This window comes from Caulobacter sp. FWC26, from assembly GCF_002742645.2.
In the GTDB taxonomy this organism is placed as follows: domain Bacteria; phylum Pseudomonadota; class Alphaproteobacteria; order Caulobacterales; family Caulobacteraceae; genus Caulobacter.
Map to the genome: position 1 here is coordinate 209,721 of NZ_CP033875.1, position 15,627 is coordinate 225,347.

Annotated in this window: 16 protein-coding genes and 1 pseudogene; 8 read left to right on the forward strand and 9 right to left on the reverse strand. The window is 68.6% G+C overall.

The features are described from left to right. Positions 1-124 precede the first annotated feature (124 nt). Together CSW63_RS02605 and CSW63_RS02610 are read left to right on the forward strand one after the other, a co-directional pair. A complete protein-coding gene (locus CSW63_RS02605) occupies positions 125-1,003 on the forward strand; it encodes a lipid A-modifier LpxR family protein (protein ID WP_062096125.1) in 879 nt (292 codons plus the stop codon). 84 nt (positions 1,004-1,087) lie between these two features. Continuing rightward, positions 1,088-1,432, forward strand: coding sequence for a hypothetical protein (locus CSW63_RS02610; RefSeq protein WP_062096123.1), 345 nt, complete (start codon positions 1,088-1,090; stop codon positions 1,430-1,432). Positions 1,433-1,435: 3 nt separating this feature from the next. On the opposite strand, the gene CSW63_RS02615 is transcribed toward CSW63_RS02610, so the two are convergent. Next, positions 1,436-3,157: a serine hydrolase gene (locus tag CSW63_RS02615; RefSeq protein ID WP_062096121.1), complete on the reverse strand. Its 1,722-nt coding sequence runs from the start codon at positions 3,155-3,157 to the stop codon at positions 1,436-1,438. Between the two features lie 77 nt (positions 3,158-3,234). Here CSW63_RS02615 and CSW63_RS02620 point away from each other — a divergent pair, with 77 nt between their 5' ends. After that, positions 3,235-3,624, forward strand: a complete 390-nt coding sequence (locus tag CSW63_RS02620) for a hypothetical protein (protein ID WP_137803505.1) — start codon at positions 3,235-3,237, stop codon at positions 3,622-3,624. Here the strand turns inward: CSW63_RS02620 and CSW63_RS02625 are convergent. From CSW63_RS02625 to divL, 6 genes are all read right to left on the reverse strand, one after another. Continuing rightward, complete coding sequence (locus tag CSW63_RS02625) at positions 3,613-4,878, reverse strand: patatin-like phospholipase family protein (RefSeq protein ID WP_062096119.1); 1,266 nt, start codon at positions 4,876-4,878, stop codon at positions 3,613-3,615. The genes CSW63_RS02620 and CSW63_RS02625 overlap by 12 nt on opposite strands. 16 nt (positions 4,879-4,894) lie before the next feature. Further along, positions 4,895-5,596, reverse strand: a complete 702-nt coding sequence (locus tag CSW63_RS02630) for a hemolysin III family protein (RefSeq protein WP_062096118.1) — start codon at positions 5,594-5,596, stop codon at positions 4,895-4,897. A 118-nt stretch (positions 5,597-5,714) separates the two neighbouring features. After that, a complete protein-coding gene (locus CSW63_RS02635; protein WP_062096117.1) occupies positions 5,715-6,485 on the reverse strand; it encodes a sulfite exporter TauE/SafE family protein in 771 nt (256 codons plus the stop codon). A gap of 68 nt (positions 6,486-6,553) precedes the next feature. After that, entirely contained in the window at positions 6,554-7,600 is a 1,047-nt protein-coding gene (locus tag CSW63_RS02640; protein ID WP_062096116.1) for an aspartate-semialdehyde dehydrogenase, read from the reverse strand. A 97-nt stretch (positions 7,601-7,697) separates the two neighbouring features. After that, entirely contained in the window at positions 7,698-7,775 is a 78-nt protein-coding gene (locus tag CSW63_RS02645; protein WP_127847006.1) for a hypothetical protein, read from the reverse strand. A 127-nt stretch (positions 7,776-7,902) separates the two neighbouring features. Continuing rightward, the gene (gene divL, locus CSW63_RS02650; protein ID WP_062096114.1) at positions 7,903-10,212 is read right to left on the reverse strand and encodes a cell cycle protein kinase DivL; all 2,310 of its coding nucleotides are present in this window, start codon (positions 10,210-10,212) and stop codon (positions 7,903-7,905) included. Positions 10,213-10,395: 183 nt separating this feature from the next. Here divL and CSW63_RS02655 point away from each other — a divergent pair. The 3 genes and pseudogenes from CSW63_RS02655 to CSW63_RS02665 all read left to right on the forward strand — a co-directional run bounded on the left by CSW63_RS02655 (position 10,396) and on the right by CSW63_RS02665 (position 11,884). Beyond that, positions 10,396-10,796, forward strand: a pseudogene (locus CSW63_RS02655) (metallopeptidase family protein). Further along, positions 10,793-11,200, forward strand: coding sequence for an SWIM zinc finger domain-containing protein (locus CSW63_RS02660; RefSeq protein ID WP_062096113.1), 408 nt, complete (start codon positions 10,793-10,795; stop codon positions 11,198-11,200). Before CSW63_RS02655 ends, CSW63_RS02660 begins: the two are co-directional and overlap by 4 nt. Before the next feature lie 60 nt (positions 11,201-11,260). Further along, positions 11,261-11,884, forward strand: a complete 624-nt coding sequence (locus CSW63_RS02665; RefSeq protein WP_062096111.1) for a class I SAM-dependent methyltransferase — start codon at positions 11,261-11,263, stop codon at positions 11,882-11,884. Here the strand turns inward: CSW63_RS02665 and CSW63_RS02670 are convergent. After that, complete coding sequence (locus tag CSW63_RS02670; RefSeq protein ID WP_082749471.1) at positions 11,881-12,597, reverse strand: NAD-dependent deacylase; 717 nt, start codon at positions 12,595-12,597, stop codon at positions 11,881-11,883. The genes CSW63_RS02665 and CSW63_RS02670 overlap by 4 nt on opposite strands. Before the next feature lie 153 nt (positions 12,598-12,750). Between CSW63_RS02670 and CSW63_RS02675 the strand changes: the two genes are divergently transcribed. Together CSW63_RS02675 and CSW63_RS02680 are read left to right on the forward strand one after the other, a co-directional pair. Further along, positions 12,751-13,878 carry a ferritin-like domain-containing protein gene (locus CSW63_RS02675; protein WP_062096107.1) on the forward strand — a complete coding sequence of 376 codons (1,128 nt, stop codon included), beginning with the start codon at positions 12,751-12,753 and terminating at the stop codon, positions 13,876-13,878. 193 nt (positions 13,879-14,071) lie between these two features. Then, the gene (locus CSW63_RS02680) at positions 14,072-14,617 is read left to right on the forward strand and encodes a lipocalin family protein (RefSeq protein ID WP_062096105.1); all 546 of its coding nucleotides are present in this window, start codon (positions 14,072-14,074) and stop codon (positions 14,615-14,617) included. Between the two features lie 79 nt (positions 14,618-14,696). Here CSW63_RS02680 and phyR read toward each other — a convergent pair whose 3' ends face one another. Beyond that, entirely contained in the window at positions 14,697-15,497 is an 801-nt protein-coding gene (gene phyR, locus CSW63_RS02685) for an anti-anti sigma factor/receiver protein PhyR (protein ID WP_062096103.1), read from the reverse strand. Positions 15,498-15,627 lie beyond the last annotated feature (130 nt).

A 15,627-nucleotide genomic window follows, 5' to 3' on the forward strand; every position in this document is an offset into this window, starting at 1 on the left:
GGCCGCCCTTTTCACATTTCGGGAACCGTATCGGCGCACAGTGGCTTCAACCTGCGCGCATTCGCCGCCGTGACAGCCGGTGTGATGCGCTTAGGGTGAAGTCCATTGGGTCTGGGGAGGCCACATGCGGACGGTGGGGAAATACAGCGCGATCTGGCTGGCGGCCGCCGGCTTGACGACGACCAACGCCGCCGCCCAGACGGCGAACCCCTATTCCTTCGAGGTTAGGCCCGAGCCAACGCGCACGCCGGATCTGGCGCTGCAGGACGGCGCCTTCGCCTTCAGCCCCGGTGCGGCGAAGGGCGACGTCCGGGTGCTTGAGGCCGACCGATATTACCCCGGCGCGGGTCCTGTGACGTGGCGATCCAGTGCTGTGGCCTACCAGGGCGCGGCGGGAGGGCCGATCAACCAGATCCGCGTATCCGTGGCCAACGTGCCCCGCATCGCCAACACCGCGCCGCTCTCCCTCGTCCGTCCCGGCGCCGAGGCCTACGATCTTCAGGACATCGATGTGACGCTGACACGCGGCTGGCCTTCGGCGGTCGCCCTGGCGGGCCGCAAGTACGCGCTGGATGTCACGCCCCATGCCGGCGTCGGCTTCGGCGGCGCCGGCGGTTCGGCCGAAGCCGGCGCCACCGTGCGCCTGGGCAAGAAGCGCAACATCGGCGACCGGGTGAACGACGCCCTGGGCGTCCGCGAGGGCGCCTCGGTCTTCGGCGATCGCGGCCGCTGGTACATCTATGCTGCGGCCAGCGGGCGGGCCGTGGGCCTCAACATGCTGCGCGGTCAGAACGGCGATTGGACCCGCGCGGGCCTCTCGCAAGACGTCACGAGCCGCCTGATCGGCGACAGCCAGGCTGGCGTCGCCTGGCGCAAGGGGCCCATGCAGGCCTCGCTCGGCTACATCCACCGCGAGATCCGCGCCAAGGAAGGGATCATGGGTCTGGCGACCCAGAAGGACGACGTCGTGGCCCTGTCGTTCAGCCTTAAGCCGCATTGGTAGGGCGCTGACCGCCCGTCGGGCTTGTGTTTCTGGCCGCTTTCATGCAGCAAGCCCCGGTCCGTCCCTGAAACCGTCAGCGAGCCCATGAGCGACAGCGAGCCCCCGCGCCGCAAGACCCTGAGCCTCAAGAGCGCCGTCGCCGCCCCCGGCGGACCGCCGCCGCTCGAGCGCATGGTCAAGTCGTCGACCAAGACGGTGTTCGTCGCCCCCCACGTTGCGGCGCCCCCGCCGCCGCCCCCTGCGCCCGCGCCGGTCGGCGACTGGAAGTGCAAGCCGTGCGGTACGCGCTTCGATCCGCCCACGGATCTCGCCGACGAGGATTCCGTCCGCTGCCCCTCGTGCAACGCCCGCCTGGGTCTGGCCTCCGACTTCCGCGCCGATCCGCCCAACGTCGCCAAGCTGCGCGCGCGCTGGCTGAAGAAGGCGTAGAGTTTAGGGCAGGCGCGGCGCCGACAAGTCCCGGCCGCCTTGGTGGAGCGTCAGGCTGGTGGCCTTGCCATCGGCGCCCAGGGTGAAGGTCGCGTTGGCGGGTACGACGGTCCAAACCACCTTGGTCGGACCTTCCGGAAACACCTCGAACTCGGGCTGACCGGTCAACTGGGCGAACAGGCCTTGGTCCCGGCGCGTCACGGTCATCACCACGCCGGGCGCTAAAGCGTAGCCGCCGACCAGCGCCTCCATCTGCTGGACGGACAGGGTCGCGACCTTGGCTGGGCGCGGCGGCGCGGGCGGCTCGGCGCCGTCGGCCAAGCGCTGCGCCGTGGTGTTCTGGCCGTTCTGATGCAGCGTCACCGCCGTGCCGCGCCCTTGGGCGTCGACGGTGAAGGTCAATTGGGCGTCAACAACCTTGAGGAAGAAGGTCGTCGGGCTTTCGGCGAAGATCTCGACCGCCGGCTGCCCGGTCAACTGACCGATCATCCGCTGGCCGTCGCGGCGGATGGTCATCACCACGCCCGGGGCCATGGCGTAGCGGCCGACCAGCTTGTCGAAGGCCTCGGCCGGCAAGGGGACTGCGACCCGGGTCTTGGGGGCGGTCTTAAGCGGTCGACCGGCCAACAGGTGCAGCCCGATGTCGTCCACGCCCATGGCGCTGGCGGCGTTGCCGAGCACCACCACGCCCCGTCCGGTCTTGCGATTGAAACCGACGAAGCTCTGAAAGCCCATGGTGCCGCCGGAATGGGTGACGATCTCGCCGTCGGGCGGCGACCAGACATGCCAGCCCAGCGCCACGGCCACCTCGCCGCCGACCGGACGCCGGGGGACCAACTGATCGGCCATCGCCGCCTGCAGAGGCGTATCGGCGTAGCCCAGTTCGGCGGCCAGCAGCTTCAGGAGGTCTTCGGCGGTCGAGCGCAGCGCGCCCGCGCCGGCCAGACTGGGCAGGTCCCAATGAGGCGTAACCTCCAGCGCCGCATTGTGGCCGCTTGAAGAGCGGGTGGCTTGGGTCGGCGACAGGGCGATGGCGGTGTCGGTCATCCCCAACGGCGCCAGCACCCGCTCGCGCAGCACGGTCGCGTAGTCGCCGCCGGCGCGATAGGCCAAGGCCCGGCCCAGCAGGCCCACCCCAAGGTTCGAGTACTCATAGGCCGCGCCGATGTCGCGAGGCAGGGTGTAATCGCGCAGGAAGGCGTCCAGCTGGGCCTCGGTATAGTCCGCATAGGGGTTAAGCGGGTCCTTGGGCGCCATGTTGGTCGGCAGGCGCGGCAGGCCCGAGGTGTGCGTGGCCAGGTCGATCAGGGTGATGGCCTTGCCGTTGCGGGTCGGCACGACGGTTCCCGGAGGCAGATGCTTGGCCACCGGATCGTCCAGCCTGACCTCGCCGCGCCGGACCATGTCGGCCAGCAGGAGGCTGGTCAGCACCTTGGTGACGGAGCCGATCTCGAACAGGGTCCGACCGTCGACCGGCCCACCGCCGGCCCCCATGAGGCCGTGGGCGATCACCCGCCGGCCACGCGCGTCGATCACCCCGACCACCATGCCCCGGTTCTGGCGATCGGTATCGACCCGCTGGGCCAGGATCTGCCGAATGGCGGCGTCGGGCAGTTCGACCGCAGCGACGGGCTTTGTGGGGCCCGGAGCGCCTTGCGCGACGGCGCTGAGCGGCGTGAGGCCCCCAAGGGCGGCCAAGACGAGATGAAGAAGAAGCTTGCGCATGGGCGTTCCCAACTCGGGGGCGGTGCACTGTCCTCGTCGGTGATCGACGTGGCCAGATCGTTGAGCCGGATCGTCAGGTGATCTGTCCGGTTGCGTTCAAGTTGCTCGTGAGGCGTTTTGTTGCCATCAACCTAGGGTTGTCAGATCAAATCAACACGCGTTGTTTGGAGGACCCCATGCGTATTCTCTGCCTAACGAGTCTCGCGCTTGCGATCTCAGCGACATCGGCCATCGCCGCGCCGATGGGGCCCACCGACGGCCCGTCGCGTACGCCTGTTGCGGTCTATCCGCCGGCAACCAACGTGAAGATGACGGCCAAGGGCGAGCGAGAGTTGCTGGCGCAACGCGCCGCCCGAATGATCAATGGCGGTCACTGCAAAGGTGCGCTGCGGATGGCCTTGCGCGAGCGCGATTTTCTAATGGCCGATCGAATCCAAGACAACTGTCGGACGATCTCAGGGCTCTAGCGGAGCGACGTCCAGCGGTTTCTCATCGCGCACCACCAGGCCGGTCCCAGCCGAGACCGCCTGCGGGACCTGCTTTCTGAACAGGCCGCGCCAAAGGCTCTGTTCCTCCACGGCGTTGGACCAGACCGCGCCGGTCGCCGCCTGCTCGAAGCCGGCGTCATAGATGCTGCGCATCAGGCCGGTCTCGAACTTCAGCAGATTCATGCCCTCGAAGGTGTTGGGGATCGAGGCCACGCTGAGCGGGAGGTTGTGGCGGGCGCAGAAGCCGGCGGCCAGGCTGAGCGCCTGGCGGTAGGAGAACCGCAGCATGGTCTCGAAGCTGCGCGCCATGATCGACGCCACGCCGGGCGGCGTCGACTGGGTGGACGGGTCCAGAACCGTGTTGACGATCACATGCACGCGGCCGCGGCGCAGGCGCGAGCCCAGGTTGCGCCAGTGCAGCAGGGCGTCAGGCATCAGGAACAGCGGCGCGGCGACGCCGCCGTCGACATGCATTTCCTGGTACATCTGGCCGTCGGCCTCGACCTCGATCAGCTTGGGCGGAAAGATGCCCGGCACCGAGGAGGAGGCGACCAGCAGGGCGCGGAACAGGCTCAGCGCTTCGGGGCCGCCTTTGCGGGCGATCTCGCCCATGTCCCAGACTACCGCGCGCTGGCTGTCGAGATTGGTGGTGGCGATCAGCAGGCGGCGGCCCTTGGCGTGCTCGGCGGCGATGGCCTCGATCATCTCCTGGTCGACGAAGGTCTCGACCAACACGTCCAGCGACTCGCCCTTGAACAGGCTGGCGCTGAGCGCGGGCGCCAGTCGCCGAAGGCTCAGCAGTTCGGCGGCGTGACCGCCGGTATAGGCGTCGGTCAGGCGCTCGTCCCAGGCCGAGCCCAGGAAGGCGAGCGGCGCGATCAAGGCGCCCGTGCTGACGCCAGTGACGATCGCGAAGTCGGGCCGGGTTCCGGCCTTGGAGAGGCCCGCCAGCACCCCCGCCCCATAGGCGCCGCCGGCCGCGCCGCCGGACAAGGCCAGAATGTTGAACTCGTCACGGCCCAGAAGCGAGCGCATCGGCGTCAGGCGATCGGCGGCCTGGCGCAGCGCGTCGTCGGCCTGGTCGACCGTCAGTCGCACGCGCGGGAAGCCCGCCGCCTCCACTGCAAGGTCAGACGGCGGCGTGGGCAGCCGCTTGCCGCGCAGCGGGTCGTTGGACTTCCAGTCCCGGAAGAAGCCCTGAAGGCTGAAACTGCCGGCCGGGTCCTTGTCCACGCGTCGTTTCTCCGGATCAGTGCGCGCCGGCCAGCACCACGCCAACCAGCACGGCCGCATAGTGCAGGCCGGCGCCGCCGATGACGTGGCCGTGCCAGATGGCGCGGCGGAACTTGAGGCGCCGCATCAGGTAGAAGACGGTCCCGGTCGAATAGACGATCCCGCCGATGGCCAGAAGCAGCAGGGCCACCCAGGACAGGCCGTCGATCATCGGCTTGATGGCCACCAGAACCAGCCAGCCGAGGGCGAGGTAGAGCCCGACCCAGAAGCGCTTGTCCAGGCCCGGCAAGAACAGCTTGGCCAGCACGCCGATCCCGGCCACCGACCAGACCGCCGTGGTCATGCCGATGGCCCACCAGCCGTGCAGGTTCTGGGTGGTGAACGGGGTGTAGGAGGCGGCGATCATCACGAAGATGCCGGCGTGATCAAAGCGGCGCAGAAGCGGGCGCCAGCGCGCCTTGGCGAAGTTGTACGCCGTCGACAGCGAGAGCATCAGGATGAGGCCCACCGTATAGATGCTGACCGCCGCGACCTGGCCAAGATTGCCCAGGCCGAAGGCCAGGCCCAGCAGGATGCCGCCGCCCATCAGCGCGAACGCCAGGCCCGCCAGGTGCACCACCAGGTCCGCGCACTTGGCGGCCGGGGTCGGATAGTGCCGACCCGGCTTGGCGACGACGAGATCGGTCGTGGTCTGAGTGGTGGTGGTGAGTTCGGTCATGGCCCGGCCCCGATGGCTTGCAGTACGCGCGAAGCATAAGTTCGTTCCGCGACATATAAGCGTCGATCATCGTGGCCGGGAAAGGGCGGCGGCGACACGATGGCGCGGAAAAGCGCGCTCAGGCCAAAAGGCCGCGGGCGCCGTCGACCATCAACTTGCCGCCCACCAGCACCAGCAGCACGTAGATCACCTTGTAGAAGCCCTCGGACGGTACGCGGCGCACCAGCCACACCCCCGCCCAGGTCGACCCGATCGCCAGCGGCAGCAGAACGCCCGCAGTGGCCAGCACCTGCGGCGTCAGGTGTCCCAAAGCCGCGTAGGCCGGGACCTTCATCCAGTTGACCACGCCGAAAAAGATGGCGCTGGTGCCGATGAACACGTCGCGCGGCAGCCGCCGGGGCAGGACATAGATCTGGAAGGGCGGGCCTCCCGCGTGAGCGATCTGGCTGGTGAAGCCCGCCGCCGCGCCGCACAGCGCGCCCAGCCAGGGGCGGCCCGGGCCCGGCGCGACCTGCTCGCTGGCCTTGACCGCCCGTTCGGCCCAGAGGCGCTGCAAGGCGAAGACGACCGAGATCGCGCCGACCGCCAGCTCGACGGCGGCTTCGTCGACCAGCGCCGCCAGGGCCCAGCCCAGGAGGATGCCCACCGCCGCCGCCGGCAGCATCAGGAGCAGGATTCCCCGATCCCAACTCTTCCGGAACGACCAGACGCTGACCACGTCCTGGACCAGCAGGATCGGCAGGGTGATCGACGCGGCCATCACCGGCGAGACCGCCAGGGTCATCATCGGCACCGCCACCACGCCGATCCCCGCAAAGCCGCCCTTGGCCAGACCCAGCAGGATCACGGCAGGAATGGCCACGGCGTAGAAGAAGGGATCGGTGAGCATGGCGGGGTGTTAGCAGAGCCATCGCGGGCGGTCTCCCTTCCCCCCTTTTTCGGGGGAAGGGCGGCGCGTTAAGCGTCCAGCATGACCTCGGCGATCTGTACCGCGTTCAGCGCCGCGCCCTTGCGCAGGTTGTCGCCGACGACGAACAGCGCCAGGCCGTGCGGCACGGTGGGATCCGGACGCACGCGGCCGACGAAGACCGGGTCCTGGCCTGTGGCGGCCAGCGGGTTCGGCACGTCGTCGATGACTACGCCCGGCGCGGCGGCCAGCAGGTCCAGCGCCTCGGCCATCGAGACGGGGCCGTCGAACTCGGCGTTGATCGACAGCGCATGACCGGTGAACACCGGCACGCGCACGCAGGTGCCGCTGACCGGCAGGCCCGGGATCTCGAGGATCTTGCGGCTCTCGTCGCGCAGCTTCAGCTCTTCCTCGGTGTAGCCGTCCTCGCCCAGCACATAGTTCAGCGGCACGACGTTGTAGGCCAGCGGCACGGCCCACTTGCGGGGTGCGGGCAGGGGCGCGGCGTCCGGCGAACGGGCCAGGCCGTCCAGATCCCCGGCCGCGCCGGCGCGCAGCTGCTCGGACAAGACCTCGATGCCCTCCATGCCGCCGCCCGATGCGGCCTGGTAGGTGCTGACGGTCAGGCGCTTCAGCCCCGCCTTGTCGTGCAGGGGCTTCAGGACCGGCATGGCGGCCATGGTGGTGCAGTTGGGATTGGCGACGATGCCCTTGGGGATGTTCGAGAGGGCGTGCGGATTGACCTCGGCCACCACCAGCGGGACGTCCGGATCGCTGCGCCAGGCCGAGCTGTTGTCGATCACCACGGCGCCGGCGGCCGCCGCCTTCGGGGCCAGTTCGCGCGAGGTCGAGCCACCGGCCGAGAAGAACACGATGTCGAGCCCTGCGAAGTCCGCGGTGGCGGCGTCCTCGACCACGATGGTCTGGCCCTTGAAGTCGACCTTGCTGCCGGCCGAACGGGCCGAGGCGAATAGGCGCAGCGAGGCGAGGGGGAAATCCCGCTCGGCCAGCAGTTCGCGCATCATGCCGCCGACCAGGCCGGTGGCGCCGACGACGCCGACGTGGGGCGGATGGGATCGGGAAAACTTGAAGCTCATGGATGGCGTCTCCGGAAGGTGTGGAGCGCGGGGAGCTTGTGGTCTCTGGAAGTGAGAGCCGCCCCGCGCATCGGCGGGGCTGGTTCGAGGATGCCGCTTAGATCGCGCGCACGCCCGCCGCCCCACCGAGGTGGGCCGTTTTGCGGGTAATAGTTTTGGTCGCGGCGAAGGACATCGGCAGCGCTTCTAGCGGCGCCGATGCGTTCCGTAAAGGCCTTCGGAGGCACAAGGATGCGGCGATGCGGCCTTTTCCGGTTCGGGCGGGCAATAAATTGCTTCGCCGCCCCGTCTGGACCGACCGGCTAGAACCCGAGTTCGGGCTGCATGGCGCCCGGCTGCTGGGTTTCGGGCAGGTGGCAGGTGAAGGTCGAGCCATTGCCCGGCTCGCTCTCTAGCGCCACCCAGCCGCCGTGCAGCTCGACCAGCGCCTTGACCAGCGCGAGGCCGAGGCCCGGCCCGCCGCGATCGCGGCCGACGAAGCGGTCGAAGATGTGGGCCTGGACGTGGAACGGCACACCCCGGCCGGTGTCGGAGACGTCCAGCCGCACTTCCCCCAGCGCACGGCGCGCCGACAGGGTGACCCGGCCGCCGGGCGGGGTCTGGCGCAGGGCGTTCTCGACCAGGTGGTCCAGGGTCTGGGCCAGGCGCTTGCCGTCGCCGCGGATCAGGCCGACCTCCTCGTCGCACTCGACGGCCAGGGTCACGCCGCCCAATTGAGCGTCCTTCAGGGCGCGCTCCTGGGCGTTCAGCAGCAGGTCGGAGACCCGAATGTCCTCGATCTCCAGCGCCATCTCGCCGGCGTCGATCTGGGCCATGTCCAGCACGTCGTCGATCGAGCGCGCCAGCTGGGTGGCGGCGGCGCGCACGGCCGCCACGTGATTGCGGCCCCGCTCGGAGATGCCGTCGGCCCGCTCCAGCAGTTCGGAGTAGCCGATGATGGTCGTCAGCGGCGTGCGCAGCTCATAGGAGACGTTGCCGACGAAGTCGCGCTTGAGGCGCTCGGCCTCGGCGAGGGCGGCCGAGCGGTCGGCGAGGGCGCTCTGGAGGTCGCGGGTGTCGGTGACGTCGGCGAAGGCGATCAGGGTCGCGCCGTCGGGTAGCGGCCGGCTCTGGTACAGCACGATGCGGCTGTCGGAGGTCCGCACTTCGCCCGAGGTTGGGGCGCGCATCTGCGGATCGGGATCGGCGACCCGGCCCTTCAGCTCGCGCCAGAACGACAGGTCGTGCAGGCGCGGCACGCACAGCTCGACCACGCCCTCGAAGTCGCCGGCCGCTTCCAGGGCGTGGGGGGTGACGTTCCAGAAGGTCTCGAAGGCCTCGTTGTGCAGGCGCAGGCGGCCGTCCGAGCCGAACACGGCGACGGCGTCGTTCAGCTTGTCGAGCGTCGCCTGCTGCACCTGGATCAGGGCGTTATACTGGGCCTTCAGGCGCAGCTCGCCGGTGATGTCGGAATAGATCAGCAGCATGCCGCCCAGCGGGTGCGGCTGGCGGACGACCTTCAGGGTGCGACCATCGGGCAGGTCCCACAGGTCGTCGGCCTGCGGACCGAGGTGCTCGTAGCGCGCCAGTTCGGCGGCCTTCCAGCCGGCGTAGTCGATGGTCTCGGGCAGGCGGCGGCGCTGGCGCAGGCGGTCCAGCACCTCGCCGTGGGTCGGGCGGTCGGCCAGCCACGCCGGCTCAAGGCCCCAGAGCTCGGCGAAGGCGGTGTTGTGGTACGACAGACGGCGCGTCTGGCTGAAGATCGCCACGGCCTCGGCGATGTGGTTCAGCGTCTCGTCGTGGGCCTCGACATGCTTCTTGAAGGCGTCGCGGACGTCCTCGATCTCGGTCACGTCGGCGCAGAACACGCCCACGCCGCCGCCGTCCAGCGGCTGGGCCGACAGGCGGAACGCGCGGCGACGGCCCTCGACATTGATCCAGCGCAGCGCCTCGCGACGTTCGCCCTTGCTCGCGGCTTCGACGACCACGGCGTCGGCGCCGCGATCAAAGCTCTTGCCGGCCAGGGCCGAGCCCTGAGCTGAGCCCGCGCCCACGGCGCGTACGAAGGCGGCGTTGCCCCAGATCGCCTGGCCGTCGGCGCCGGCGATCCAGCACGGCTCGACGACGCTGTCGACGAAAGCGGCGAAGCGGGCGGCGGTGGGCAGGCCCGAGTCCGCGCGGTCGATCGGCGTCAGACGCAGCCAGGCCAGCGCGCCGGCGGCGCGGCCTTCGACCGAGACGAGGCCGCTGGGGCCGCGCACCTCGAACACGCAGGGCTCGCCCCGCTCGAACAGGGCCGATAGCTTCTGGGCGTAGTTCGGATCGGCGTCGCCGAGCGCCGCGACCACGGCCGAGACCTCGGCGGGCGCGCCCAGCGCCTTGGCGCACGCCGCCAGGCCTTCGCCCCCGGCGACGAGAGCGGCTTGTCCGGCCTCGACCGCGACCACGGTGGTGTCGAAGGCGTCGAGCCAGGCCGGGGCGTCGTCAGAGCCGCCCTGCTGGATCAGGCGCGTCTTGAGCGCAGCGATGCGCGCCTCCAGGTTCCGTCGCTGCCCGTGGGACCACAGGGCGACGGAAAGGGCGAGACACACCGCGCCGGCCGCCGCCGCGAGGATCAGGTCGTACGAAGTCATCAGGCGCGTCGCTACCCCAGCGGGTCCTCGAATCAGAATCCCAGATTAGTCGGGCCGTGACCAGAGGGCGATCAAGCTCGGGTGTGGCCCTGCGTCGCGTTTTCTGCGTTGCGACGGACGATCTGTCGTCCGAGATGGCGGCGAGCCTATGGCGATCACCGCCAATCGCTCTATGTGAGCCTGATGACCTGGTCCGATCGCCTCGCCCCATCGCTCGACGATTTCGCCGTCCTGGCCAAGCAGGCCTTCGACGACCTGCCCGCCGAATTCCGCCACCTCGCCGGCGAGGTGGTGATCCGGGTCGACGACTTCCCCAGCGAAGAGGTCCTGGACAGTCTCGGCATCGAAGACGCCTTCGAGCTGACGGGCCTCTATCAGGGCGTGGATCTGAGCAGCCGCTCGGTGCTGGATTTCGGGGCCGAGCCGTCGCGGGTCTTTCTCTATCGCCGGCCGATCCTGGACGAATGGGCCGAACGCGGCGACGTCAGCCTGGGGGATCTGATCACCCATGTGCTGATCCATGAGATCGGCCACCATTCGGCCTGTCGGACGACGACATCCACCGCATCGAGGACGAGGCATGAGCTTCTTCGACACCGAAGCCTGGCGCGAACGCATGGACGAGCGCTGGTTCGACACGGGCGTGGCCATGGCCGAGGCGGGCGCGGTCGATCTCGTGTCGATCGAGGACGACAAGGTCACGGCCCACGTCACCGGCAGCGTCGGTGATCTTTACGTCGTCCAGCTGTGGGCGCCTGCGGGCGAGGGGACCTGCACCTGCCCGGGCTTCGAGAAGTTTGGCGCGTGCAAGCATCAGGCGGCGGTCGTCAGCGCCGCCAACGCCGCCGATCTTGGTAAGGTTAAGGACCGGATGGCCCGGCTGCGCGATGGCCTGGCCCTGGACAGCCGCGAGGCGCTGGTCGAGCGGCTGGCCGAACTGGCGCGTCTGCAGCCGGCGGTGCTGGCGGCGCTGGAAGGGCGCGCCTGATCCGGCGTGTCTTGACCGCAGGCCCGCCGGGTCGCTCTCCTTGCGCGGGGAGGACCAAACATGGCCAGCTGGTACGAGCGCAATATCCTGCCGAAGCTATTGTGCTGCGCCTGCGGCGCGCCGGCGATCCAGGCCCAGCGACGTCGTGTCGCCCCGCGCGCCGAGGGCGAGGTGCTGGAGCTGGGGATCGGCGGCGGCCTCAACCTCGCCTACTATGACCCCGCCAAGACCACGCGGGTGACGGGCGTTGATCCCTCGCCAGAGCTGCGGGCGATCGCCGGGCAGGCGCCGCGTCCAGATGGCCTTGTTGTCGACATCCAGGCCGGCGAGGCCGAGCGTCTACCGTTCGGCGACGCCAGCTTCGACACCGTGCTGTGCACCTTCACCCTGTGCTCGGTGCGGTCGCCAACAGCGGTTTTGGCCGAGGCGCGGCGGGTGCTGCGCCCCGATGGACGTTTCCTGTTCTGCGAGCATGGCCTGTCGCCCGACGCCGAGGTCTCACGTTGGCAGCGCCGCCTGGAACCGCTGTGGAAGCGGATTGCCGGCGGGTGCCACCTGACGCGTCCGGTCGCGAGCGCTGTCGCGGCGGCAGGCTTCCATTTGGACGAGGTCGAACAGCGCTACATGCCCAAGACGCCCCGACCTCTGGGTTGGTGCGAATGGGGCGTGGCGCGGCTGGCCTAGAGTTTGGCCAGCAGCCGCTCCACCCAGGCCGGCACGACCTCGGTGGCGGGGCCGTAGAGCTTCTCGTCGAAGACGTAGGCGTTGGCCGACGGCTCCAGATTGATCTCGCAGGTCGCGATCCCCATCGCCCGCGCCTCACTGACGAAACCGGCGGCGGGATAGACCGAGCCCGAGGTGCCGATCGAGACGAAGAGGTCGGCGCGCGAGAGGGCGTCCTCGATCTCGTCCATGAACAGCGGGATCTCGCCGAACCAGACGACGTGGGGTCGGGCGCCGCCGTCGCGTCCGCAAGTCGCGCAGACGGTGTCGGGCGACAGCGGACCCGGGTCCGGCCAGGTCGCCTCGCAGTGATGACAGCGCGTGACGGCCAGCTCTCCGTGCATGTGGACGACCCGCCGGCAGCCAGCCTTCTCATGCAGGTCGTCGACGTTCTGGGTGCAGAGAAACAGCGCCCCGCCCCGTGCGGCCAGGCCCGCCTCCAGGCGCGCCAGGGCTTCATGCGCGGCGTTCGGCCGGGCCTCGGCGAGGTTGGCGCGACGGGCGTTGTAGAAATCGCGCACCAGGGCCGGATTACGGGCGAAGCCCTGCGGGGTCGCGACCTCGTTCAGGTCATACTTCGTCCAGACGCCGTCCTTGTCGCGGAAGGTGCCCAGCCCGCTCTCGGCCGAGACGCCGGCGCCGGTCAGAACGAACAGGTTCATGATCCCTCCCAATACGCTCGTGAAGCGAACCTGACGGCGGCGTCATTTTTCATTTGACCGCGATCAAGTCTTGAGTTGACACTGTTTAGATAGCCGAAGGTCCGCGCAAGACGGACCTCGGCGATCCCAGATCCCAGTCGATCGGCCGAATTAGGGAGCGCCGCCATGACGGACAAGAACATCACCAAGGACGCCATGTACGACGCGGTGGCGCCGGACGATTTCGAGTCGATGCTCGAACTTGACCGGTACAACAACCGCTCGACCGCGTTCGACAAGATCATCTCCGCGACCCACGACCACTTCTGGGATCCGCTGGACAAGGCCTATATTGATTTCGACGAGCCGTTCGACATGGAGAACCAACCGCTGGTTCCCGAGGAAATGGTCATCGCCCTGTCGACCGACTATGTCTCGAACCATCTGTCGGACCCCAAGCAGCGCGTCCGGTTCATCAACCAGTCGGTCTTGCGGAACTTCTCGTCGATCCTGCACGGCGAGCAGGGTGCGCTGAACCTGTCGGCCAGCCTGTGCCACGTGCTCAAGGACCAGGGCGCCCAGGAGTACGCCGCCAACCAGACCCGCGAAGAGGCCCGCCACGTCACGGCCTTCGCCAAGTACATCAAGGCGCGCTGGGGTCGTCCGGTCGAGTGCGGTCCGGCCCTGAAGACCCTGCTGGTCGAGATCATCGGCTCGCCCGAGGTCTACAAGAAGATCATCGGCATGCAGATGCTGGTCGAGGGCCTGGCCATGGGCGCCTTCGCCACCTTCTACAACAACATCAACGACCCGGTCGGCAAGAAGCTGCTGCAGCTGGTGATGACCGACGAGGCCTTCCACCACAAGTTCGGGAAGATCTGGGCTGACCGCACCGTGCCCAAGCTGTCGCCAGAGGAACACGCGATCATCGAGGACTGGGCGGCGCACTGCTTCCAGACCCTGTTGTTCAACCTGGTCTCGCCGCACCAACAGCTGGATCTCTACCGTGAATTTGGCCTGGATCCCGACAAGGTGGTCGAGGAGTACGGGAAGATCATGACCGACGACGTGCGTCGGGAGAACATGAAGGAGCAGACCAACATCTTCCGGGTGCTGGTCAAGACCCTGCTGAACGCCGGCATCATCACCGACCGCACCAAGGCCTTCTACGCCATGTATGTGGACTTGGCCGAGCTGAAGAGCGAAGGCGAGCGGATGGTCGGCGACGACATCGCCGAAGAAGGCATCCGCTATCTGCAAGCCATCAACTTCAAGGATCGGCCGGTCGCGCCGGTCAGCATCGCGGCCGAGTAAGAGCGCCCACACCTCTCGACGTCGCGCCGCCCCGCCGGAACTCCGGCGGGGCGGTTGTCGTTTTGGACCGACTCTTTTGTTTTCGCATCGTTTTGCGGAAAGCCGGTTTCCACTTTTCCGCACGATGCGTCAGCCGCCGACATCCGCCGGACCTCTCCGCGCGTACCGGCACGCTAGGTTTCCTGGAGGTTCCATGCGCACGTCGCTGCTCGCCCTGCCCCTCGCTCTTTCGCTGGCCACGACCCTGGGCGCGTGCGCCTCCGGGCCGGTCGGCAACCCCAACCCGCCGCAGCCGGCCAAGTCGGTCGAGCTCGATCGCTATCTGGGCAAGTGGTACGAGGTGGCGCGCTACGACATGCGCTTCCAGAAGGGCTGCGAGGGCGTCACCGCCGAGTATTCCAAGCGTCCCGACGGCCTGATCCGTGTGCTCAACACGTGCCGCCAGGATGCGGTCGACGGTCCGGTCCGCACCGCCGAGGCCAAGGCCAAGGTCGTCGACACAGTTACTAACGCCAAGCTCAAGGTCAGCTTCTTTGGCCCGTTCTTCGGCGACTACTGGATCATGGACCACGCCGACGACTACAGCTGGGCGATCGTCGGCGAAGGCTCGGGTCGCTATCTGTGGCTGCTGTCGCGCCAACCGCCATCGGACGCGGACCGGACGGCGCTGACCGCGCGCGCCAAGGCGTTGGGCTATGACGTCGGCATGCTGCGCCCGACAAAGCAGCCGCCGCGCTGATCGTACTCGCCGAGGCCCCCAAAGAAATACGGCCTCCCCTGCGGGAGGCCGTTTCCGTTAGCAGGTGGTCCTAAGACTTTCAGGCCGCCTTGCGGGTGCGGCGCGGATGGAAGAACAGCGCCTGACCGATCGCCGCCTTCACCGTTTCCGGCTGGAACGGTTTGGTGATCAGGAAGGTCGGCTCCGGTCGCTCGCCGGTCAGCAGGCGTTCGGGGAAGGCGGTGATGAAGATCACCGGCACGTCCATGCGGCCCAGGATGTCCTTGACCGCGTCGATGCCCGACGAGCCGTCGGCTAGCTGGATGTCCGCCAGAACAAGGCCCGGCGTGCGGCGGGCGACCGCCTCCAGGGCCTCACCACGCGTGGCGGCGATGTCGGTGACCTCGTGGCCCAGTTCGCGCACCAGGGCCTCGATGTCGGCGGCGATGACCGGCTCGTCCTCGATGATCAGCACCTCGGTCGCCAGTTCGGCGTCGATCTCGGCCTGGGCGTCGGCGATCAGGCGTTCCACCTCGCCGAAGTCGCAGTCCAGGATCTGGGCGGCCTCGGTGGGGGTGAACCCTTCCAGGGCCGTCAGCAGGAACGCCTGGCGCGAGCGCGGCGCGATGCGCATCAGGCGCTGGGCGGCGTCGTCGCCGGTCAGCGAGGCCTCGTCGCGACGCGCCTCAAGCTGGGCGCCGGAGCTCAGCCAGATGGCATGGAAAACCCGATACAGCGCCACGCGCGGCGACAGATCGGCGTCAAGCGACAGCTCGCCGGCCGCCAGGGCCTCCAGCGCGACGCGGACATAATGGTCGCCCGTTGTCTGATCGCCGGTCAAGGCGCGAGCGTAGCGGCGGATGTAAGGCAAATGCGGCGCCAGACGAGCAAGAAGACTCATGACCCCTCCCGATTCGATGTCTTCAAAAACCTACCAACGAACGGTGAAGCTACGCCGTTCCGTCGAAGGTCGATAACGCCCCCTCAACTGGACGGTTCCGCCGCGCGCGGATTTTTGCCATCTTATGCCC